Annotated in this window: 16 protein-coding genes and 3 tRNA genes; 11 read left to right on the forward strand and 8 right to left on the reverse strand. The window is 56.5% G+C overall.

What is annotated here, in order from left to right:
- Positions 1-20 precede the first annotated feature (20 nt).
- Positions 21-683 carry a hemolysin III family protein gene (locus tag Q0816_RS04180; protein ID WP_298847964.1) on the reverse strand — a complete coding sequence of 221 codons (663 nt, stop codon included), beginning with the start codon at positions 681-683 and terminating at the stop codon, positions 21-23.
- A gap of 131 nt (positions 684-814) precedes the next feature.
- Positions 815-3541, reverse strand: a complete 2727-nt coding sequence (gene gyrA / locus Q0816_RS04185) for a DNA gyrase subunit A (protein ID WP_298847966.1) — start codon at positions 3539-3541, stop codon at positions 815-817.
- A 192-nt stretch (positions 3542-3733) separates the two neighbouring features.
- Here gyrA and Q0816_RS04190 point away from each other — a divergent pair, with 192 nt between their 5' ends.
- Both Q0816_RS04190 and Q0816_RS04195 read left to right on the forward strand, forming a co-directional pair.
- Positions 3734-4003: an usg protein gene (locus tag Q0816_RS04190; protein WP_171648414.1), complete on the forward strand. Its 270-nt coding sequence runs from the start codon at positions 3734-3736 to the stop codon at positions 4001-4003.
- 101 nt (positions 4004-4104) lie between these two features.
- A complete protein-coding gene (locus Q0816_RS04195) occupies positions 4105-4800 on the forward strand; it encodes a hypothetical protein (RefSeq protein ID WP_298847972.1) in 696 nt (231 codons plus the stop codon).
- Here the strand turns inward: Q0816_RS04195 and Q0816_RS04200 are convergent, their stop codons facing one another.
- A complete protein-coding gene (locus Q0816_RS04200; protein WP_298847974.1) occupies positions 4801-5754 on the reverse strand; it encodes a radical SAM protein in 954 nt (317 codons plus the stop codon).
- A gap of 163 nt (positions 5755-5917) precedes the next feature.
- Between Q0816_RS04200 and zwf the strand changes: the two genes are divergently transcribed.
- From zwf to Q0816_RS04220, 4 genes are all read left to right on the forward strand, one after another.
- Positions 5918-7366, forward strand: a complete 1449-nt coding sequence (gene zwf, locus Q0816_RS04205; RefSeq protein ID WP_298847975.1) for a glucose-6-phosphate dehydrogenase — start codon at positions 5918-5920, stop codon at positions 7364-7366.
- Positions 7363-8034, forward strand: coding sequence for a 6-phosphogluconolactonase (pgl, locus tag Q0816_RS04210; RefSeq protein ID WP_298847977.1), 672 nt, complete (start codon positions 7363-7365; stop codon positions 8032-8034). The genes zwf and pgl overlap by 4 nt, the downstream gene beginning before the upstream one ends.
- A 4-nt stretch (positions 8035-8038) precedes the next feature.
- On the forward strand, positions 8039-9643 hold the full coding sequence (pgi, locus tag Q0816_RS04215; protein ID WP_298847979.1) for a glucose-6-phosphate isomerase: 1605 nt from the start codon (positions 8039-8041) through the stop codon (positions 9641-9643).
- Between the two features lie 185 nt (positions 9644-9828).
- Positions 9829-11448, forward strand: coding sequence for a long-chain-fatty-acid--CoA ligase (locus Q0816_RS04220; protein ID WP_298847980.1), 1620 nt, complete (start codon positions 9829-9831; stop codon positions 11446-11448).
- 20 nt (positions 11449-11468) lie between these two features.
- Here the strand turns inward: Q0816_RS04220 and Q0816_RS04225 are convergent.
- From Q0816_RS04225 to Q0816_RS04235, 3 genes are all read right to left on the reverse strand, one after another.
- Positions 11469-11543 (reverse strand) — tRNA-Asn (locus tag Q0816_RS04225).
- A 128-nt stretch (positions 11544-11671) separates the two neighbouring features.
- A tRNA-Asn gene (locus Q0816_RS04230) sits at positions 11672-11746 on the reverse strand.
- A gap of 79 nt (positions 11747-11825) precedes the next feature.
- Complete coding sequence (locus Q0816_RS04235; protein WP_298847981.1) at positions 11826-12740, reverse strand: MBL fold metallo-hydrolase; 915 nt, start codon at positions 12738-12740, stop codon at positions 11826-11828.
- 44 nt (positions 12741-12784) lie between these two features.
- Between Q0816_RS04235 and Q0816_RS04240 the strand changes: the two genes are divergently transcribed.
- Positions 12785-14104, forward strand: a complete 1320-nt coding sequence (locus Q0816_RS04240) for an ATP-binding protein (RefSeq protein WP_298847982.1) — start codon at positions 12785-12787, stop codon at positions 14102-14104.
- A 95-nt stretch (positions 14105-14199) separates the two neighbouring features.
- Entirely contained in the window at positions 14200-14757 is a 558-nt protein-coding gene (locus tag Q0816_RS04245; RefSeq protein ID WP_298847985.1) for a hypothetical protein, read from the forward strand.
- Between the two features lie 52 nt (positions 14758-14809).
- Here the strand turns inward: Q0816_RS04245 and Q0816_RS04250 are convergent.
- Positions 14810-14886: transfer RNA gene (locus Q0816_RS04250), tRNA-Ile, on the reverse strand.
- A 106-nt stretch (positions 14887-14992) separates the two neighbouring features.
- On the opposite strand from Q0816_RS04250, the gene purM reads away from it, so the two are divergent.
- The 3 genes from purM to rnd all read left to right on the forward strand — a co-directional run bounded on the left by purM (position 14993) and on the right by rnd (position 17903).
- Positions 14993-16039, forward strand: a complete 1047-nt coding sequence (purM, locus tag Q0816_RS04255) for a phosphoribosylformylglycinamidine cyclo-ligase (RefSeq protein WP_298847987.1) — start codon at positions 14993-14995, stop codon at positions 16037-16039.
- Positions 16036-16632, forward strand: a complete 597-nt coding sequence (purN, locus tag Q0816_RS04260; protein ID WP_298847989.1) for a phosphoribosylglycinamide formyltransferase — start codon at positions 16036-16038, stop codon at positions 16630-16632. The genes purM and purN overlap by 4 nt, the downstream gene beginning before the upstream one ends.
- Positions 16633-16745: 113 nt before the next feature.
- Positions 16746-17903, forward strand: a complete 1158-nt coding sequence (gene rnd, locus Q0816_RS04265) for a ribonuclease D (RefSeq protein ID WP_298847991.1) — start codon at positions 16746-16748, stop codon at positions 17901-17903.
- Positions 17904-17909: 6 nt separating this feature from the next.
- Here the strand turns inward: rnd and Q0816_RS04270 are convergent, their stop codons facing one another.
- A complete protein-coding gene (locus tag Q0816_RS04270; protein ID WP_298847992.1) occupies positions 17910-18428 on the reverse strand; it encodes a hypothetical protein in 519 nt (172 codons plus the stop codon).
- Positions 18429-18491: the final 63 nt, after the last annotated feature.

Genomic DNA, 18491 nt, shown 5'->3' on the forward strand with positions numbered 1-18491 from the left:
GGGTCGGAAGAACCCTACGTCTAAACGACCTGAACAAGCTCAATCCGGGTCGCAACAGCTGCAAAGAACAAAACGCTGCCGATCAGAACAAACACGTGCCAGATCGTGTTATGGAACGGCAGCCAGTCCAGCAGGTAGAAGACGACCCCGGCGGTGTACACGAGGCCTCCGGCGATCATCAGTGTGACGATTGTGGGGGACAAGTCTGCCAACATGGATTGCCCGGCCCAGACTGCCGCCCAACCCATCAACAGATAAAGCGCAAGCCCGAACCATCGAAACCGGTTTGGGTCCAACATCTTGAGGAGCGACCCAAGCGTTGCTGAAGACCACAATCCGAGTAACAGGCCCGGAGGCTGGGTCCCTGACAACAGCAGAAACGGAGTATAAGTCCCTGCAATCTTGACGTAGATCCCAGAGTGATCGAGGCGCTGTAGAAACCCACGCCATTCCTCGCTTTCGATCATGTTGTATAACGCGGAAAGCGTGAGCATGAGTATCAGCGTCACCCCGTAAATCGAGGCACCCAGTACTGCGGCTTGATCGTACCTATAGTAGATAGTCATTGTGATCAGCATCGGCACGGCAATCAACGCGCTTGAGACACCGAGCACATGAACCACCCCGTCGCTGATACGTTCTGTGCGACTGTAAGCTGGTCGGATATGCGCAAAAGACCACATATGAAAAAGCTAGGCGGCAGAATGGCTTCGGGCAAGCGGTTCATTCCGAGAGCTGTCGATAACGTGATCCAGAATGACAAAACGCCCGCAGAGCGAGCGTTTTGTTTCAGATCCGTAATTGAGCGTGAGGGCTATTCTCCGGTTTCCTCATCACCCTGATCGGCGATCCACGCGACGCTGACGACCACTTCGCCCTTGCCGGTGTTGAAAACCTTCACACCACCTGCCGAGCGGGAGCGGAAGGAAATACCTTCCACCGGAACCCGGATCGACTGACCTTTGGATGTGGCCAGCATGATCTGGTCGTCGAGTTCAACCGGGAAAGAGGCAACCAGTTCTCCGCCGCGCATCGCCTTGTCCATTGCGGCAACGCCCATGCCGCCGCGTCCGCGAACCGGGTAATCGTGGCTGGAGCTCAGCTTGCCCGCGCCACCTTTAGTGATGGTCAGGATCAGGTTTTCCGCCGCTGACATTTCGGCATAACGTTCCTGCGGCAGCAGGCTGTCGGCGTTGCCTTCCTCATCTTCGGTCTCGGCATCGTCGATAACACCGGCCACAGCACGGCGCATCTTGAGATAGGCGGCACGTTCGTCCGAATCCGCCTCGAAGTGGCGGATAACGGACATCGATACGACACGGTCGCCATTGGTCAGCCTGATGCCACGCACACCAGTGGATTCGCGTGAGTTGAAGACGCGCACGTCGGTGGTGCGGAAGCGAATTGCGCGGCCCGCATTGGTGACCAGCATCACATCCTCATCTTCCGAACAGATGCGGGCGTTTACCAGTTCCACACCTTCGGGCAGTTTCATGGCGATTTTGCCGTTGCGGCGGACATTGGTAAAATCCGACAGGCGGTTGCGCCGCACATCGCCTGCGCTGGTGGCGAAGACGATCTGCAGGTTCTCCCATTCTTCATCCGGTACATCCACGGGCATGATCGCGGCAATGGAAACTCCGGTTGGGATCGGCAGGATGTTGACGATCGCCTTGCCCTTGCCGGTGCGGCTGGACTGCGGCAAGCGCCAGGTCTTGAGCTTGTAGACCATGCCTTCGGTGGTGAAGAACAGCAATTGGGTATGCGTGTTCGCCACGAAGAGGTTGGTGACAACATCCTCTTCCTTGGTCTGCATCCCCGAAAGACCTTTGCCACCGCGCTTTTGCGCGCGGAAGTCGGCCAGCGGGGTCCGCTTGATGTAACCGCCTGAGGTGACGGTCACGACCATGTCTTCACGTTCGATCAGGTCCTCGTCTTCCATGTCGCCGGACCAGTCGACGATTTCGGTGCGACGCGGAACAGCGAATTGCTCGTGAACGCTGCGCAGCTCATCAGCAATGATGCTCATTATGCGTTCTCGCGAGGACAGAATATCAAGGTATTCCTTGATCTTACCAGCCAGTTCTTCCAGCTCGTCGGTGACTTCCTTGACGCCAATTTGGGTCAGACGTTGCAGTCGAAGATCAAGGATCGCGCGGGCCTGAACCTCGGTCAGGTTATAGGTGCCGTCGTCGTTCATCTTGGACAGAGGATCGTCGATCAGGCGCAGATAGCTTTCGATCTCGGATGCGGGCCAGCGGCGGGTCATCAGCTTTTCGCGCGCTTCAGCCGCATCTGCCGACGAACGGATCGTCGCGACCACTTCATCGACGTTGGATACTGCCACGGCCAGACCACACAGGATATGGCTGCGTTCGCGGGCCTTGCGCAGGTCGTATGCGGTACGTCGCGCGACAACATCCTCGCGGAAGTCAATGAACGAGGTCAGGAACCGGCGCAGAGTCAACTGCTCAGGCCGTCCGCCATTTAGGGCCAGCATGTTGCAGCCGAAAGACGTCTGCATCGGTGAAAAGCGGAACAGTTGGTTCAGAACCACCTCAGGCGTTGCATCTCGTTTCAGTTCCACCACAACACGCACGCCGTTACGGTCGGATTCGTCCTGCACGTGGCTGACGCCTTCGATGCGTTTCTCGCGAACGGCTTCGGCGATCTTTTCGATCATCGCGGCCTTGTTCACCTGATAGGGAATCTCATCGACCACAATGGCGTAACGGTCTTTACGGATCTCTTCGACGCGGGTCTTGGAGCGGATGATGACGCTGCCGCGCCCCTCAAGATAGGCTTTGCGCGCGCCTGATCGACCTAGCATAACGGCACCGGTCGGGAAATCAGGACCGGGGACATATTCGATCAGTTGTTCTGAAGTCAGGTCCGGGTCGTCGATCAACGCCAGTGTGGCATCGACAACTTCACCAAGGTTATGCGGCGGGATGTTAGTCGCCATACCCACGGCGATACCACCGGCACCGTTGACGAGCATGTTCGGGAACCGGGCGGGCAGGACGGTCGGCTCTCTGTCCTTGCCGTCGTAGTTGTCCTGAAAATCGACTGTTTCTTTTTCGATGTCAGCCAGCAGGGCGCTTGCGGGCTTGTCCATCCGCACTTCGGTGTATCGCATGGCGGCCGGGTTATCGCCGTCCATCGAGCCAAAATTGCCTTGTCCGTCCAGCAAAGGCAAAGACATCGAGAAATCTTGCGCCATTCGCACCAAAGCGTCATAGATCGCACTGTCGCCATGGGGGTGGTATTTACCCATCACATCGCCAACCGGACGGGCCGATTTGCGGTAAGATTTGTCGTGGGTATTTCCGGTTTCGTGCATCGCATACAGGATCCGGCGGTGCACCGGTTTCAGCCCATCACGCAGATCGGGGATCGCGCGGCTGACGATGACCGACATGGCATAATCCAGGTAGGACGTGCGCATCTCGGATTCGATGGAGACCGTCGGGCCGTCATAGACAGGGCGCTCGGGCGGGGTTTCATCCATGTTTTCAGGAATTTCTGGCGTATCGCTCACGTAAACTGCCCGTATTTTGTGCTGGGTCTATATCTTGTGGATACACCTTATCAGACCTGGCACATAAGGTGCAAGCAAGCAGCGAATTCGCGTGAAAAAATACCCGTAACATCTGAGTAACATATTGTTAACTAAGGATTAGGGTGTTTGCATGTTACCTTGAAGAGACCTTGCAACAAACCGGAGGTCCGTATGAAGCCAAGTGAAACCGAATTGATGCTAAAAGGCTACGGTCTGACAACGGCGGAATTCTTCTATCATATGCCCGACTATATCCACGTGTTGAACACGTTCATCTGGCAGGATTACGACCTGGCGCCGGATCATCCCAAGCTGTTCGAGTTCATTGATTTCTGGCAGCGCGAAATTGAAGGTCCGCTGCATTCCGTCAAATTCACTCACCGGAAGATGATTGCCCCGGGCGAGTGGCGCAACATGGTCGGTGAGTTTCGCGTGAATTGAACGACCATCAATGCCTGCCTGAGCATCGAAATATCAGTTCTCATTTGAGGCAAGTGAAGTAAGGTGGCGGCCAATCAGTTGGTCTTACACGGAAACTCACCATGCCCAGAGCCATTTTCCTTGCTGTTGCGTTTTGCCTGTGTGGCCCTGCGATTGCCGAAGGTGTTCTGGACAAGATCAAGAAGGGCGCCAAGAATACCGCAGACGCGATCGGTCACGGGGCGGAAAGCGTAGGGAATACAATCGACAAAGGTGCCGCAGCAGTCGATGAGACCATCGATTCCACCTCGGAGTTGCTTGCAAACGAGGCTACGCCGGAAGAAACGCGCGCCAAGCTTGACGTGATGGCGGGCGACATTCTGGATCTGCTGCTGGCTAAAAACCCCGAAGCGCAATCACTCTATGAGGTCAGTGCTGGCTATGCGGCGTTCGACTCGCGCAAGATTTCTGTTTTTCCGGTATCGGCAGGCTATGGGCGCGGTGTGGCCGTGTCGAAAGACACCGGGCAGCACACGTATATGAACATGGGGACGGGTGGGGTTGGCGGCGCCATCGGCATAGGTGGCTTCGAGACCAAATTCGTGATCCTGTTCGAAACCCCGGCTGACTTGGAGAATTTTATCGCCCATGGCTATGACGCAACAGCGGAAACCGGTGCTATGTATGGTGAAGATAAAACGGGTGAAACTGTGCGTTTTACCGACGGGCGTTCTTTTTTCGTGCTCAATAAGAAGGGATGGCGGGTATCGGCCGGCGCGTCCGGCTCGAAATTCTGGAAATCGCCCGAACTGAATTGATCAGCCAGAACAACTAGCCCCGCCCAAGACACAGAATTTGGCGCAATGAGGGTGGTTCAAATGCACGTCGGCCTCGGCCTCGGCCAGGGTTTGGCCCATTTCAAACTCCGGCTCGTAGGGCAGAAGGGTACATGCCAGCACGGCAGGTTTTTCGGCCCCCTTACGCTTGACCACCATTCGGGCGCTGGCACACATGACGGCGTCGGGCGATTTATCCAGAATTCCCCAGCAGGCCGTGGTGATTTCGGGGACCTCGACAGTATCGTCCATTTCTGGGAACAGAACGGTCTGAGCCGGATCTTGCGGGTCAATGTCAAAGCTGTGCTTTGTAAAGAACTTGGCATAGCCCGCACGGCTTTCCGCATCTGAATCACTCCACACAGAACGTCCAGCGATGGCCATGTTGAAACCGTGGTCGCGCAACCATTCCATCCCGGTGACGGTTTTGTCAAAGCTACCTTTGCCGCGTTCTTCGTCATGCAGAGCAGGGAGGAAGTGATCGACGGAAATGCGCAGAGTCAGCTTGTCGTTGTAATCCTTCTGCAACGCCAGCAACCCGTCGCGCATTTTGGGGCGCATCATGGGTGCCATTGCATTGGTCAGGATCAGGACTTCATATCCACGCTCCAGCGCGGCGCGAGTCATGTCGATCATGTCGGGGTTCATAAAGGGCTCGCCACCGGTAAACCCGATCTCACGCACGGGCCAGTTGCGAGCTTCGATCTGATCTAAGTAGTCACGAACCTCGTCGCCTGTAATGTAAACCAAGGCATCGTTGGTCGGGCTGCTGGCAATATAACAGTTCACACATTCAATGTTGCACAGCGTACCGGTATTGAACCAAAGGGTTTCGGGCTTTGTCAGGGAAACCGTTGCGCGGGTCTGGCCGTCAGCTGTCACCGATTTGTTTTTAAACTTGCCGATATTGGCAAGCTGAGGGGCGTTGTCTTTCATTCCCGCATCCGGTTCTTTGAAATCGTCGATCTGATCTAGCCCTTTGTTGCGGATTTGGTAAGGGTGACGCAGCGGTTCTGACAGAGTTTTGATCAGCGCGGTTTATTGCTGTATGGTTGCGCTAACATTGGACATGCCAATAGGGGCGGGGTAAGGACAATTTATGGTTTCACGCGTCATACCTGTTGATCCCTTTGATCTGATCATTTTCGGCGGCACCGGTGATCTGGCACAGCGCAAGATCCTGCCTGCGCTCTACCGTCGCTTTTGCGCCGGACAATGGCATGAGGATGCGAAGATTATCGCGGCGGCGCGTTCTGGTCATTCCGCAGAGGATTTTCGCCGGATGGTCGCAGAATCGCTTCACCGGCACGCCTCGGCCCGGGATTCCCAGGCCTTGATCCGGTTCTTGCAGCGGGTCGACTATGTTCCGCTGGATGCAATGTCGACGGCAGGCTGGGAATTGCTGGGCGAAAAACTTTCACCCAATCGCGTTCGCGCATTTTATTTCTCAGTTGGTCCCAGTTTATTCGGATCTCTGGCCAAGCGGGTCCGGGCCTATAATCTGGCGACGGAAGACACGCGCATTGTGGTGGAAAAGCCGTTCGGGCATGATCTGGACAGTGCGCGGGAACTAAACGCCACACTGGCTGCGCATTTTGATGAAAATCAGATTTACCGGATCGACCATTATCTGGGCAAGGAAACCGTTCAGAACCTGATGGCCGTGCGGTTTGGCAATATGCTGTTCGAACCGCTCTGGAACAGCCAGTATGTTGATCATATCCAGATTACGGTCGCGGAAACCGTCGGAATTGCCGGGCGCGAGGAATACTATGAACGTGCGGGCGCAATGCGCGACATGATGCAGAATCACCTGATGCAGTTGCTCTGCCTGATTGCAATGGAACCTCCTGCAAAGTTCGATCCTGACGCGGTAAGAGATGAAAAACTCAAGGTGATCCGGGCGCTTGATCCGGTTGAACCACATCACATCGTGCGGGGCCAGTTTGCGGCGGGGCCGGATGGGCCAGGTTACCGCGAATGTGTTGGCAATCCGCGTTCGACCACCGAAAGCTATGTGGCGCTGAAGGCCCATATCAGCAATTGGCGATGGGCGGGGACGCCGTTTTACCTGCGCACGGGCAAGCGGCTGGTGGCGCGCTCTTCGGTGATCAATGTGATGTTCAAGGACGCTCCGCATTCGATCTTCGGGGAAGAAGCCGGGCGTCACGCCAATGCACTTTCGATCCGGTTGCAGCCCAATGAAGGGATCACTTTGAAGGTAACGATCAAAGAACCGGGTCAGGGTGGGATGCGCCTGATCGACGTGCCTTTGGATATGAGTTTTGCCGAAGCACTGGGGCCGGAAAATCAGGACCCGCCAGATGCTTACGAACGCCTTGTTATGGATGTGATCCGAGGCAACCAAACGCTGTTCATGCGTGGCGACGAGGTCGAGGCCGCCTGGGCCTGGACCGATCCGATCATCGCGGGATGGCTGGCGCGTGGAGACGTGCCGAAACCTTATGACAGCGGCAGCACAGGGCCGGGCGACGCCGAGCTGCTGATGAAACGGGACGGTCGCCACTGGCAAGGAATTAAGCCATGAAAATTCAGGAATATGCCGACCGGGAAATGCTTGCCATTGACGTGGCAAATGTGTTGGCAGGTGAGCTTGAGGCCGCATTGTTGCATCACGACACGGTGGCGCTGGCGGTTCCCGGCGGGACAACACCGGGGCCGGTGTTTGACAGCCTGTGCGCGGCTGATCTCGAGTGGGATCGCGTGCGTGTATTGCCAACCGATGAGCGCTGTGTGCCGGCGGACCACGAGCGCTCGAACGAGCGTCTGATCCGCGAGAGACTGCTGACCAGCCGGGCATCCGTGGCGCAGTATATTCCGCTTTTTGTCCCGGGCGCAGAGCCTGAAGCGGCATTGCCAGAAATTGAATCTCTGATTGCGCCAGTGCTGCCATTGTCCGTTCTTGTCCTTGGGATGGGGGAGGATATGCATACGGCCTCGTTGTTCCCCGGAATGGACGGGCTGGCCGAGGCCCTGGACAGCCACGCGCCTATCTTGACCGTTGCCCGAACCGATGTGCAACCAGAGGCTCGTATTTCCATGACCGCCCCAGTGCTGGACGGGGCCTTGTCGAAACATCTGATCATCTACGGGCAAGCGAAACGCAACGTTTTGGAAAAGGCCATGTCCATACTTCCAGAAGAGGCACCGATCGCCGCTGTTGTCAGTGGCATGACGGTCCATTGGGCGGAGTGAGGCAATGCAACTGGACGCTCTGAAAACGCTGGCGGCCGCTGACCGTCGAATCTTTGATCTGTTTGCAGAGGATGCAGCCCGGGCCGGGGTGTTTTCAGCCTCAACAGGGGATATGCTGTTCGATTATTCAAAAACGCAAATCGATGAAGACGTGCGCGCTGCACTCATACAATTGTGCGAAGACGCCGGTTTGGCAGCGCGGCGCGATGCGATGTTTGCCGGGAAAAAGATCAACGAAACCGAAGGGCGCGCAGTGCTACACACCGCCTTGCGCAACCTTGATGGCGGACCGGTCGAAGTAGACGGTCAGGACGTCATGCCCGACGTTCTGGACACGCTGCAACGGATGCGCGTGTTTGCCGAAGAAATACGCGGTGGCGCCATCGCAGGGGCAGGGGGCAGCTTTACCGATGTGGTGAATATCGGCATCGGTGGATCGGATCTTGGGCCGGTCATGGCCACGCAGGCACTGGCGCCTTATCATGATGGGCCGCGCGTACATTATGTCTCGAACGTGGATGGGGCCCATATCGCAGACAAATTGCGCCAGTTGGACCCGACGCGGACACTGGTGATTGTCGCCTCAAAGACCTTCACCACAATCGAAACGATGACCAATGCGCGGACAGCCCGCGCCTGGATGTCCGAAGGCGGGGGGGATCCATCCCGGCAGTTTGCCGCCGTATCCAGCGCGTTGGACAAGACGCAGGCCTTTGGGATTCCCGAGGCGCATGTGTTTGGTTTCGCCGATTGGGTTGGCGGGCGTTATTCAATCTGGGGGCCGGTCGGCTTACCGGTCATGATTGCAGTCGGTTCAAACGCATTTGATGCGTTTCTGCGCGGTGGGCAGGCGATGGATCTGCACTTTCGCTCGGCAGACTGGATTGAAAACATGCCGGTGATGCTGGCGCTGGTCGGCATCTGGCATCGTCAGATTCTGGGCCATACCAGCCGCGCGGTTTTGCCCTATGATCAGCGTCTGCTGCGTCTGCCCGCGTATTTCCAGCAACTAGAAATGGAATCCAACGGCAAATCCGTGGCGATGGACGGATCATCCCTGACCATTCCTTCAGGGCCCGTCGTTTGGGGCGAGCCCGGCACCAATGGCCAACACGCTTTTTATCAGCTGATCCATCAGGGTACGGATGTCATTCCCTGCGAGTTCATGGTCGCCGCCGAGGGGCACGAACCCGAGCTGACCCATCACCACCGCCTGCTTTTGGCCAACTGTCTGGCGCAGTCCGAAGCTTTGATGCGCGGTCGCTCTCTCGATGAAGCCTGTGAGCGCATGGCGGATAAGGGGTTGCAAGGCGGAGAATTGGATCGACAGGCCCGACACCGGGTGTTTTCAGGCAACCGCCCTTCGACAACGCTTATTTATCCGAAACTCACTCCGTTCGTTCTGGGGCAGATTATCGCGCTCTATGAGCATCGCGTGTTTGTCGAAGGTGTTCTGCTGGACATCAATTCCTTCGACCAATGGGGCGTGGAATTGGGCAAAGAACTGGCCAGCTCGCTTGGACCTATCGTTGATGGTGGCGAAAGCGCAGAAGGCAAGGATGGATCGACCGCCGCATTGGTCGCCTACGCGTTGAAACACCGGGATTAACGATCGGAAATGCAGCCTGCAACCATGGTGGGCTGCATTCTTTTATTGTCAGACAATTAAATGATTGGCAGGGTTCCTTTTTAGGAAACGACTGGATTGACGCGATGGGGTGCGCCCCTAGCTGTGAATGTCAGGTGGAAAAGGCAGGGGTTAGCTAAGGCCCCGCCATTGACGGGAGGATGTCCATGCTGGGACAGATGATGACGCAGCCCCTGCTGATTTCGTCACTGATCGATCATGCAGAACGCTACCATGGTCAGACCGAGATAATCTCGGTGGAAACAGATGGAACGGTTACCAAAACCAATTGGTCCGAGATCGCTGTGAATGCGCGACGATTGGCATCGGCTCTGACGACTCTGGGTCTGGAGCCGCAGGACAGGGTCGGGACGCTGGCTTGGAACAACCGGCGACATCTTGAGATCTATTATGCTACTTCTGGCGCAGGCTATGTCTGCCACACGGTCAATCCCCGCCTGTTTCCTGAGCAGTTAACCTATATCATCAACCACGCTCAGGACCGGGTGCTGTTCTTTGACGCGACATTCGTTCCACTGGTTGCCGCCCTGCATGGCGCTCTGACCGAGGTTCGGCATTTTGTCCTAATGGGCCCTCGAAATGAAGAGGTCGCGGCCCAGATTCCCGACCTTAAATTCTATGACGAACTGATCGAGACCGGCGAAGCAGATTTCAAGTGGCCCGATCTGGATGAAAACACCGCCTGCGGCCTGTGCTATACCTCGGGGACGACCGGCAATCCCAAAGGCGTGCTGTATTCTCACAGATCGACCTTGTTGCACAGCTTTGCGTCGAATACGCGGGACGTGATCGGGTATTCGGCCATGGATGTTGTGATGCCTGTTGTGCCGATGTTCCACGTCAACGCTTGGGGCTCACCCTATGCCTGTGCCATGTCCGGATCGCGGCTTGTATTGCCCGGGCCAGATTTGCATGGTGAGGCACTTGTTAATCTGATCGACACCTACGGCATAACTCTGGCTATGGGCGTGCCGACCATCTGGCAGGGATTGCTGGCCCATGCGGCCAACTGCGGGACGGAACTGAAAAGCCTCGACCGGACAGTGATTGGCGGTGCTGCCTGTCCCCCTTCGATGATCGAAACTTTCCGTGAAACCTACGGCGTTGACACTGTTCACGCGTGGGGCATGAGCGAGATGAGCCCGCTGGGCACGGCAAATTACCCATTGGCCAAACATCAGGAATTGCCGATTGCAGACCAACACATGATCCGCCTGAGCCAAGGGAGACCGCCGTTTGGTGTCGAACTGAAAATCGTCGATGACGATGGCAACGATCTGCCTCATGACGGCGAAACGCAGGGCGACCTGATGGTACGGGGGCACTGGGTTCTGGACAGCTATTTTTTATTGCAGGATCAAGACCTGCTACGGAACGGCTGGTTCGCGACGGGGGATGTCGCAACTTTGGACCCGGACGGTTACATGACCATTCGCGACAGGTCCAAAGACATCATCAAGTCCGGTGGGGAATGGATCAGTTCGGTTGAGCTAGAGAATATCGCCGTGGCGCACCCAAAGCTGGCAACAGCCGCCGTGGTTGGCGTGCCGCATCCAAAATGGGACGAACGGCCTTTGCTGATTGCCGTAAAAGCTGACGGTGAAGACCCAAGCGAGCAGGATTTGCTGGCGTTCTTTGATGGCAAAATCGCCAGATGGCAGATTCCGGACAAAGTGGTCTTTGTCGATGCACTGCCACTGAATGCTACAGGGAAGGTGTTGAAACGCAATCTGCGCGCGGACTTCAAGGATGCTCTGACGGGCTAACGTTGCAGTCTTAAGGAAAATGGCTCCGGCGGTAGGGATCGAACCTACGACCAATTGATTAACAGTCAACTGCTCTACCGCTGAGCTACGCCGGAACGGTTCGCGCCGTATAGCAATCGGGTTTCCCGGCGTCCAGAGGGTGCACGTGTTTTTTAGGCGAAAAATTTCGTCAGTTTTCGAAAGAATCCCTGACTGCCAAAAAGAACGCTTGGATTGGGGGAATTGGCTCCGGCGGTAGGGATCGAACCTACGACCAATTGATTAACAGTCAACTGCTCTACCGCTGAGCTACGCCGGAACGGTTCGCGCCGTATAGCAATCGGGTTTCCCGGCGTCCAGAGGGTAAGCGCGCCAACTGTGAAATTTTTTTTGGCAATCTACTGAAGCCTGCGAAATACAGATGACGCTGATAATCCTCCGATAGGTGTCACCTGTTTTTTTCCGGTTAGATCAACGAGGTGGGCAAAAACGTTTCGTTCGGCCGCTGGCAGCAAAGCAGCCGGTGTTTCGGTATAGATGCGCTCGGCCAGTTGTCGCGCCGTCCAATCTGTATCTTTCAGGGCAGTCAGAATCTGATTTTCGCGGCTTTGCCGGTGTTGGATCAACCAGTCCAGTCGCTTGGCAGGGGTCGTGATCGGCGCACCATGGCCTGCGTGGAAAACAGACCATTCACGTGAACGCAGACGGTGACAGGCCGCCATGAAGTCGGTCAGGTCCCCATCGGGGGGTGAAACAAGCGAACTGGCCCATCCCATGACATGGTCTGCCGTGAAACAGGTATCCTGCCACGCCAGAGCGATGTGGTTGCCAAGATGACCCGGGGTGTGAATGACCTCAAGTTGCCATCCATCGCCAGAAATGAACTCACCGTCCGCCACTTCGACATCGGGGCGAAACGCGGTGTCGATTCCTTCGCCACCCCCCGCCAATCCTTGTGATGCCAGCTCGGACATGACGAAGCTGCGCCCGGCCTTGGGTCCGCCATACGCAAAAATTTTGGCCCCAGTGCGGGCCGCCAATGGTGCCGCCAAAGGCGAGTGATCCAGGTGAGTATGTGTGACGATGATATGGCTGATCCGTTGACCGGGTTCCAGCGATTCCAGGATTGCGTTCAGATGCGCCTCGCTTGCGGGGCCGGGGTCAATAACCGCAATATCGCGATCACCCAGCAGATAGGTGTTGGTGCCGCGATAGGTCATGGCGGACGGGTTGGGGGCCAGAACACGCCGCAAACCCGGTTGCAAAAACTCCGCTATACCAGCGAGCGGATTGAAATCGTCTGGTGCCTGCATTCTGTGCTCTTCCTCTTGTCGGGGCGGCCCGCTAGGTTTAGCGCATGTCTTCACATTGGCTCAAACCCTATATGCCTCGCAGTCTTTACGCCCGGGCGGCCCTGATCCTGGTTCTGCCTGTGGTCGTGCTGCTGTTGGTCGTGGGAATCGCTTTCCTTCAAAAGCACTTGGAGGATGTCACCGACCAGATGACCCGGGCAGCTTCGCGGGAAGTGACTTTGATCACTACGATAATGGAAGGGGCCAAAACACAACAACAGGCGTTGGCGATGGTTCGCCCCGATTTGCTGGCGCTTGAGATGAAGGCCAGGTTTCTGGACCCGACCGAGGATCCAACGATTGGCCGGTTACGGTGGTATGATTTCATCGCACCACAGGTCGAATCCGAGCTTCGCTCACGATTTCCCGATCTGGCGGCGGTGGCGTTACCCAGCAGCCACGAGGCGAGGCTTTACTTGAATACACATCTGGGCGTGTTGGAACTGACGTTTGACCGGCGCAGATTGTCCCCGGTCGCGCCGCACCAGTTGATTGTGACGATGTTGTTCTTTGCGATCATCATGACAACGATCTCCTTCCTGTACATGCGCAATCAATTACGACCGATTACACGGCTTGCCGATGCGGCGCAGGCTTTCGGGCGGGGTCGAATCGAACCGTATTCACCAAGTGGTGCCATCGAAGTGCGCGCAGCGGGTAACGCGTTTCTGGATATGCGATCCCGTATCGAACGTCAGATGGAACAACGGACATTGATGCTGTCCGGCGTCAGCCATGATCTGCGTACCCCATTGACGCGACTGAAGCTTGGTCTTTCGATGCTGCCAGAAGACGAGGCCGCACCGCTGCAGCAGGATGTGACTGAAATGCAGTCCCTGTTGGATGCGTTTCTGGATTTTACCCGTGGGGCTGCCGAGGGACCTGCGGAAGAGGTCCGGCCGGATAAATTTCTCCGCCAGATCGTGGATGACGCAAAACGGGCCGGTCATCAGGCAGAACTGATTGAGGTCGAAGGGCAAGGGACGGCGATGCTGCGCCCCATGGCCGTACGTCGGGCGGTCGAAAACCTGATAGGGAATGCCGTGCGTTATGGCAGCCGCGCCGAGCTCAGCCTGTTCCTGAACGCGAAATCAATGCGCATCCGCGTCGAAGATGATGGCCCCGGCATTCCGGCAGACCAGCGAACGGAAGCGGTCAAGCCTTTCACGCGTCTTGACCCGGCACGCAATCAGAATCTGGGCAGCGGCGTGGGCTTGGGTCTTGCGATTGTGGCGGATATTGCGCGCGCGCATGGCGGTACTTTGCGTTTGGCGAAAAGCGAGCGTTTGGGCGGGCTGTGCGCCGATATTATCATCGGGCGATAGATGCCTGATATGCCTGTTTCTTGAATGCAATTTTGTTAATTTGTTTAGCCATGGCATCCTGTCCCCATATTTTTTTGCTTTTGGGGGGCTAAGAGATGGTTGTCGCAGGATTTGTGAAATTAGCTGAAAAAGGGTTCGTTGGCTGTGCGACTCTGGCGGCTTTGCTGCCGCTTTGGCAGTGGTATGACGAAACTGACGAAAGACGGGTTGAACGCCTTACCGGATTCATCGGTGCAGGCGATACATGTCTAAAGTGGTTGCGGTCTGATCTGGTCGAATCGCTGGCGTCCGAGCTGTGGTTCGCTTCGATGCGTGAAGTGGTTGACGGCGACGAAGATCTGGCACCTTTGCCAGTTCAGGTGCGTGCCAATATGGCTATTTTTTGCGCGGAAATGTTGGATTATTTGCAGAATGATTTTGGCAGGTTCGACGAACCTTATGCCTATGATTATTACATGATGATCATGGACGCTGCATACTGGACCGATCCTGCGGATTTCGAAACGTATTTGCAGACGGTGCATCGAACTCCAGCACTTTCAGGCAGTCATGAGAATTACAGCTTTGGCGGGCGCGACGGGTATTACTATGAATGGCAAGTCACTCAGGAGGATCTCGATGAGTATTTTGGAGAGGGAGATTCGAGCGAATGAATCTGCATGTTCATGCAAATAGGAAATAAACTGACAAAGTGTTTCGGCGAAATGGTAGGCCCGGAGGGACTCGAACCCCCAACCAAAGCGTTATGAGCGCTCTGCTCTAACCAATTGAGCTACAGGCCCGCCTTGGCGCTTGCGTATCACGGTGAACAGCCGCGTCAAGCCTGACCGTTGCAACAAACGCCACAATCGACTAACCCGCCCGCAAAGCTTTCTTGAGGGACCGACCATGACAGCGGGTAAGAACGGAATAACCTATGCCGATGCAGGCGTGGATATTGACGCAGGTAATGCTCTGGTGGATCGGATTAAACCCGCCGCCAAGCGGACGAACCGCTCTGGCGTGATGAGTGGTCTGGGTGGGTTCGGCGCTCTGTTCGATCTGAAGGCCGCCGGGTATCAGGACCCGATCCTGGTGGGTGCAACTGATGGTGTGGGCACCAAGCTGCGGATCGCGATCGATACTGGTGTCGTGGACGGGGTTGGCATCGATCTGGTGGCCATGTGCGTCAATGACCTGGTCTGCCAGGGGGCCGAGCCGCTGTTCTTCCTCGACTATTTCGCGACTGGCAAGCTGGATACCGATACGGCAGCACGGATCATCGAAGGAATTGCAGAAGGTTGCGTGCAATCCGGCTGCGCTTTGATCGGTGGTGAAACCGCAGAGATGCCGGGCATGTATCCCGATGGCGATTTTGATCTGGCCGGGTTCTCAGTTGGCGCAATGGAACGCGGTGCGGATCTGCCTGCAGGCGTTGGATCTGGTGACGTGCTGTTGGGTCTGGCCTCGAACGGGGTGCATTCCAACGGATATTCGCTGGTGCGTAAGCTGGTCGAATTGTCCGGATTGGGTTGGGATGCGCCATCGCCCTTTGGTGAAGGCACTCTGGGCGAGGCACTGCTGACCCCCACGCGCCTCTACGTCAAACCGGCACTGGCCGCGATCCGCGCCGGCGGTGTTCACGCGCTGGCCCATATCACGGGTGGTGGTCTGACCGAAAACCTGCCGCGCGTGCTGCCTGAAGGGCTGGGGGCCGAGATTTATCTGGACAGTTGGCAAGTGTCGCCTGTCTTTAGCTGGATGGCGCAAACCGGCGGCGTCGTGGAGGCGGAGATGCTCAAAACCTTCAATTGCGGCGTCGGGCTGATCGTTGTGTGCGCCGCAGACAAGGCAGATGAGCTGTCGACACTGTTGGCTGACGCCGGTGAAACCGTTGCGCGGATTGGTACCGTGACCGAGGCAACCGGCGTTGCCTATTCGGGCAAACTGCTGTGAGCCACAAGCGCGTCGCGATCCTGATTTCCGGGGGCGGGTCGAACATGGTGTCTCTGGTCGACAGCATGACCGGTGATCATCCGGCGCGGCCTTGTTTGGTACTCTCCAACGACGCGCAGGCGGTTGGGCTGAAAAAAGCTGCGGACCGTGGCATTCCGACCGCAGTTGTCGATCACCGACCTTTCAAAGGCGACCGCGCCGCGTTCGAGGCAGAGTTGCTGAAGCCGTTGGAGGACACGCGACCGGACATTGTCTGTCTGGCCGGCTTTATGCGGGTTTTGACGGGGGATTTCGTGTCGCGATTTCAGGGCAGGATGCTAAACATTCACCCCTCATTACTGCCTAAATACAAAGGGTTAAACACCCATTCTCGGGCTATTGAGGCCGGGGATGCCGAACATGGTTGCTCGGTCCACGAAGTGACAGCAGCGCTGGATGATGGGCCGATTCTGGGGCAGGCGGGTGTGCCCATAGAGGCGGGAGATACCGCTGAAACGCTGGCTGCGCGGGTGCTGGTGTGGGAGCATAAACTTTACCCCGAAGTGCTGCGGCGCTTCGCAGAAGGTGACAGGTCGCCCGTCTTGTTGCCCTGAACCCGCTCTGGGTGATTTACACTCGCACGATAATCGGCCTATGGTCGTCGATAACGCTCGGGACGAGGAAAAAACGGGCAGTCACAAAAACAAGAGCGATACTAGTACGGCGCATGAAAACCCTGACGACGACGCAAGAGCTGGCCGAATACTGCAAGGCCGCTGCAGGCTATCCCTACATCACAGTCGACACCGAATTCCTGCGCGAGCGGACGTATTATTCGAAGCTGTGCCTTATTCAACTAGCAATCCCGTCTGAGGATGAAGACAGCGCGGTTCTGGTTGATCCGTTGGCTGAGGAACTGTCGCTTGAACCGCTTTACGATCTGTTCCGGAACGAAGACGTAGTCAAGGTGTTCCACGCCGCTCGTCAGGACCTTGAGATCTTCTGGGTTGAGGCTGGTGTATTTCCCAACCCTTTGTTCGACACGCAGGTCGCAGCGATGGTCTGTGGGTTTGGAGAACAGGTGGGCTACGAAACTCTGGTTCGGAAAATCTGCAAACAGGGCGTTGATAAGACCTCTCGGTTTACCGATTGGTCTCGACGACCGCTAACCGATGCGCAAAAAAATTATGCGCTGGCGGATGTGACGCATCTGCGCAGGATTTATGAATATCTGGCAGCAGAGCTTGAAAAGACCATGCGCAGCCATTGGGTCGCCGAAGAACTTCGAACGCTGACGCTGCCCGCCACATATGACGTCCGTCCTGAAGAGGCTTGGAAACGTGTCAAGACACGCACGAACTCGGCTAAGTTCCTGGCTGTTGTGCGCGAGTTGGCGCAGTTCCGTGAAACCTACGCACAAGGAAACAACGTGCCCCGGAACCGCGTGTTCAAGGATGATGCGTTGATCGAACTGGCGTCTACCAAACCCAAAACACCTTCTGATCTGGGTGGGTCGCGTCTGCTGCTGCGCGAAGCACGTAAAGGGGCGATTGCCGAGGGTATTCTGGCGGCAGTCAAACGTGGCGTGAGTTGCCCGGCGGACAAATTGCCGGATGTCGATAATTCGCGGGACAAGCTTAAGGTCAATCCGGCCCTGGCAGATTTGCTGCGGGTTTTGCTTAAGTCCAAGACCGAAAGTTCGGGCGTGGCGGCGAAATTGATCGCCACAAGCTCGGAACTGGATCAGATTGCAGCCGGTGAGAGAGAACTGCCCGCTATGTCCGGGTGGCGGTTTGAAGTCTTTGGCGAAGACGCGCTGAAGCTGTGCGAAGGTAAGATCGCCTTGGCGGCTAAAGGGCAGGCGGTCAAGGTCGTCGCACTGTAGCGGCGCTTACCGGCGCCGCGATTCCAGTGCATTCTGCTGTCCGACCACACGGACTAGGCGAATACCTTCCAGTTCCTGAGACGATATATTGACAGCGTCCGATACCATCCGTGTGCGTTCCGACCCTTGCGGTGTTTCAGAACTGGGGTAGGTAACGCGGAATACAAATTCCAAAATTCCGTTTTTCTGGTTTTCATCTGATTCAACCGAAACCAGACGCGCGTTATAAGCCCCCTGACGGACAGCTGTGCCAGCCGCATAAATGATCGCGCCAGTTGGTGTGGAGTCGATACGCAATTCGTCAATCTGACCAATTGGAATGCTGGTGTCTTCGACATCCCGACGGGAAAACAGGCCCCGGCCGTCGCCTTGCTTGGGAACCAGTGCGTCTGCGGCATTTGGATCGGACGTTGTCTCGGCTGAGACAGATCTGCTGGAGCCGAACCAGTTTGACGGATTCACCCGAGAGTCACGCCAGCTGCTGCAGGCAGTCAGGGTCAGCGTGGCGATGATAAGAACGGACAAGGATTTTTGCATAGGCCCACAGACTTTCACACGAGTTCAGGCAATGGGTTAGCGTAATTTCCT

Origin of the sequence: uncultured Ruegeria sp. (genome assembly GCF_947497005.1) — a bacterium.
GTDB lineage: Bacteria > Pseudomonadota > Alphaproteobacteria > Rhodobacterales > Rhodobacteraceae > Ruegeria.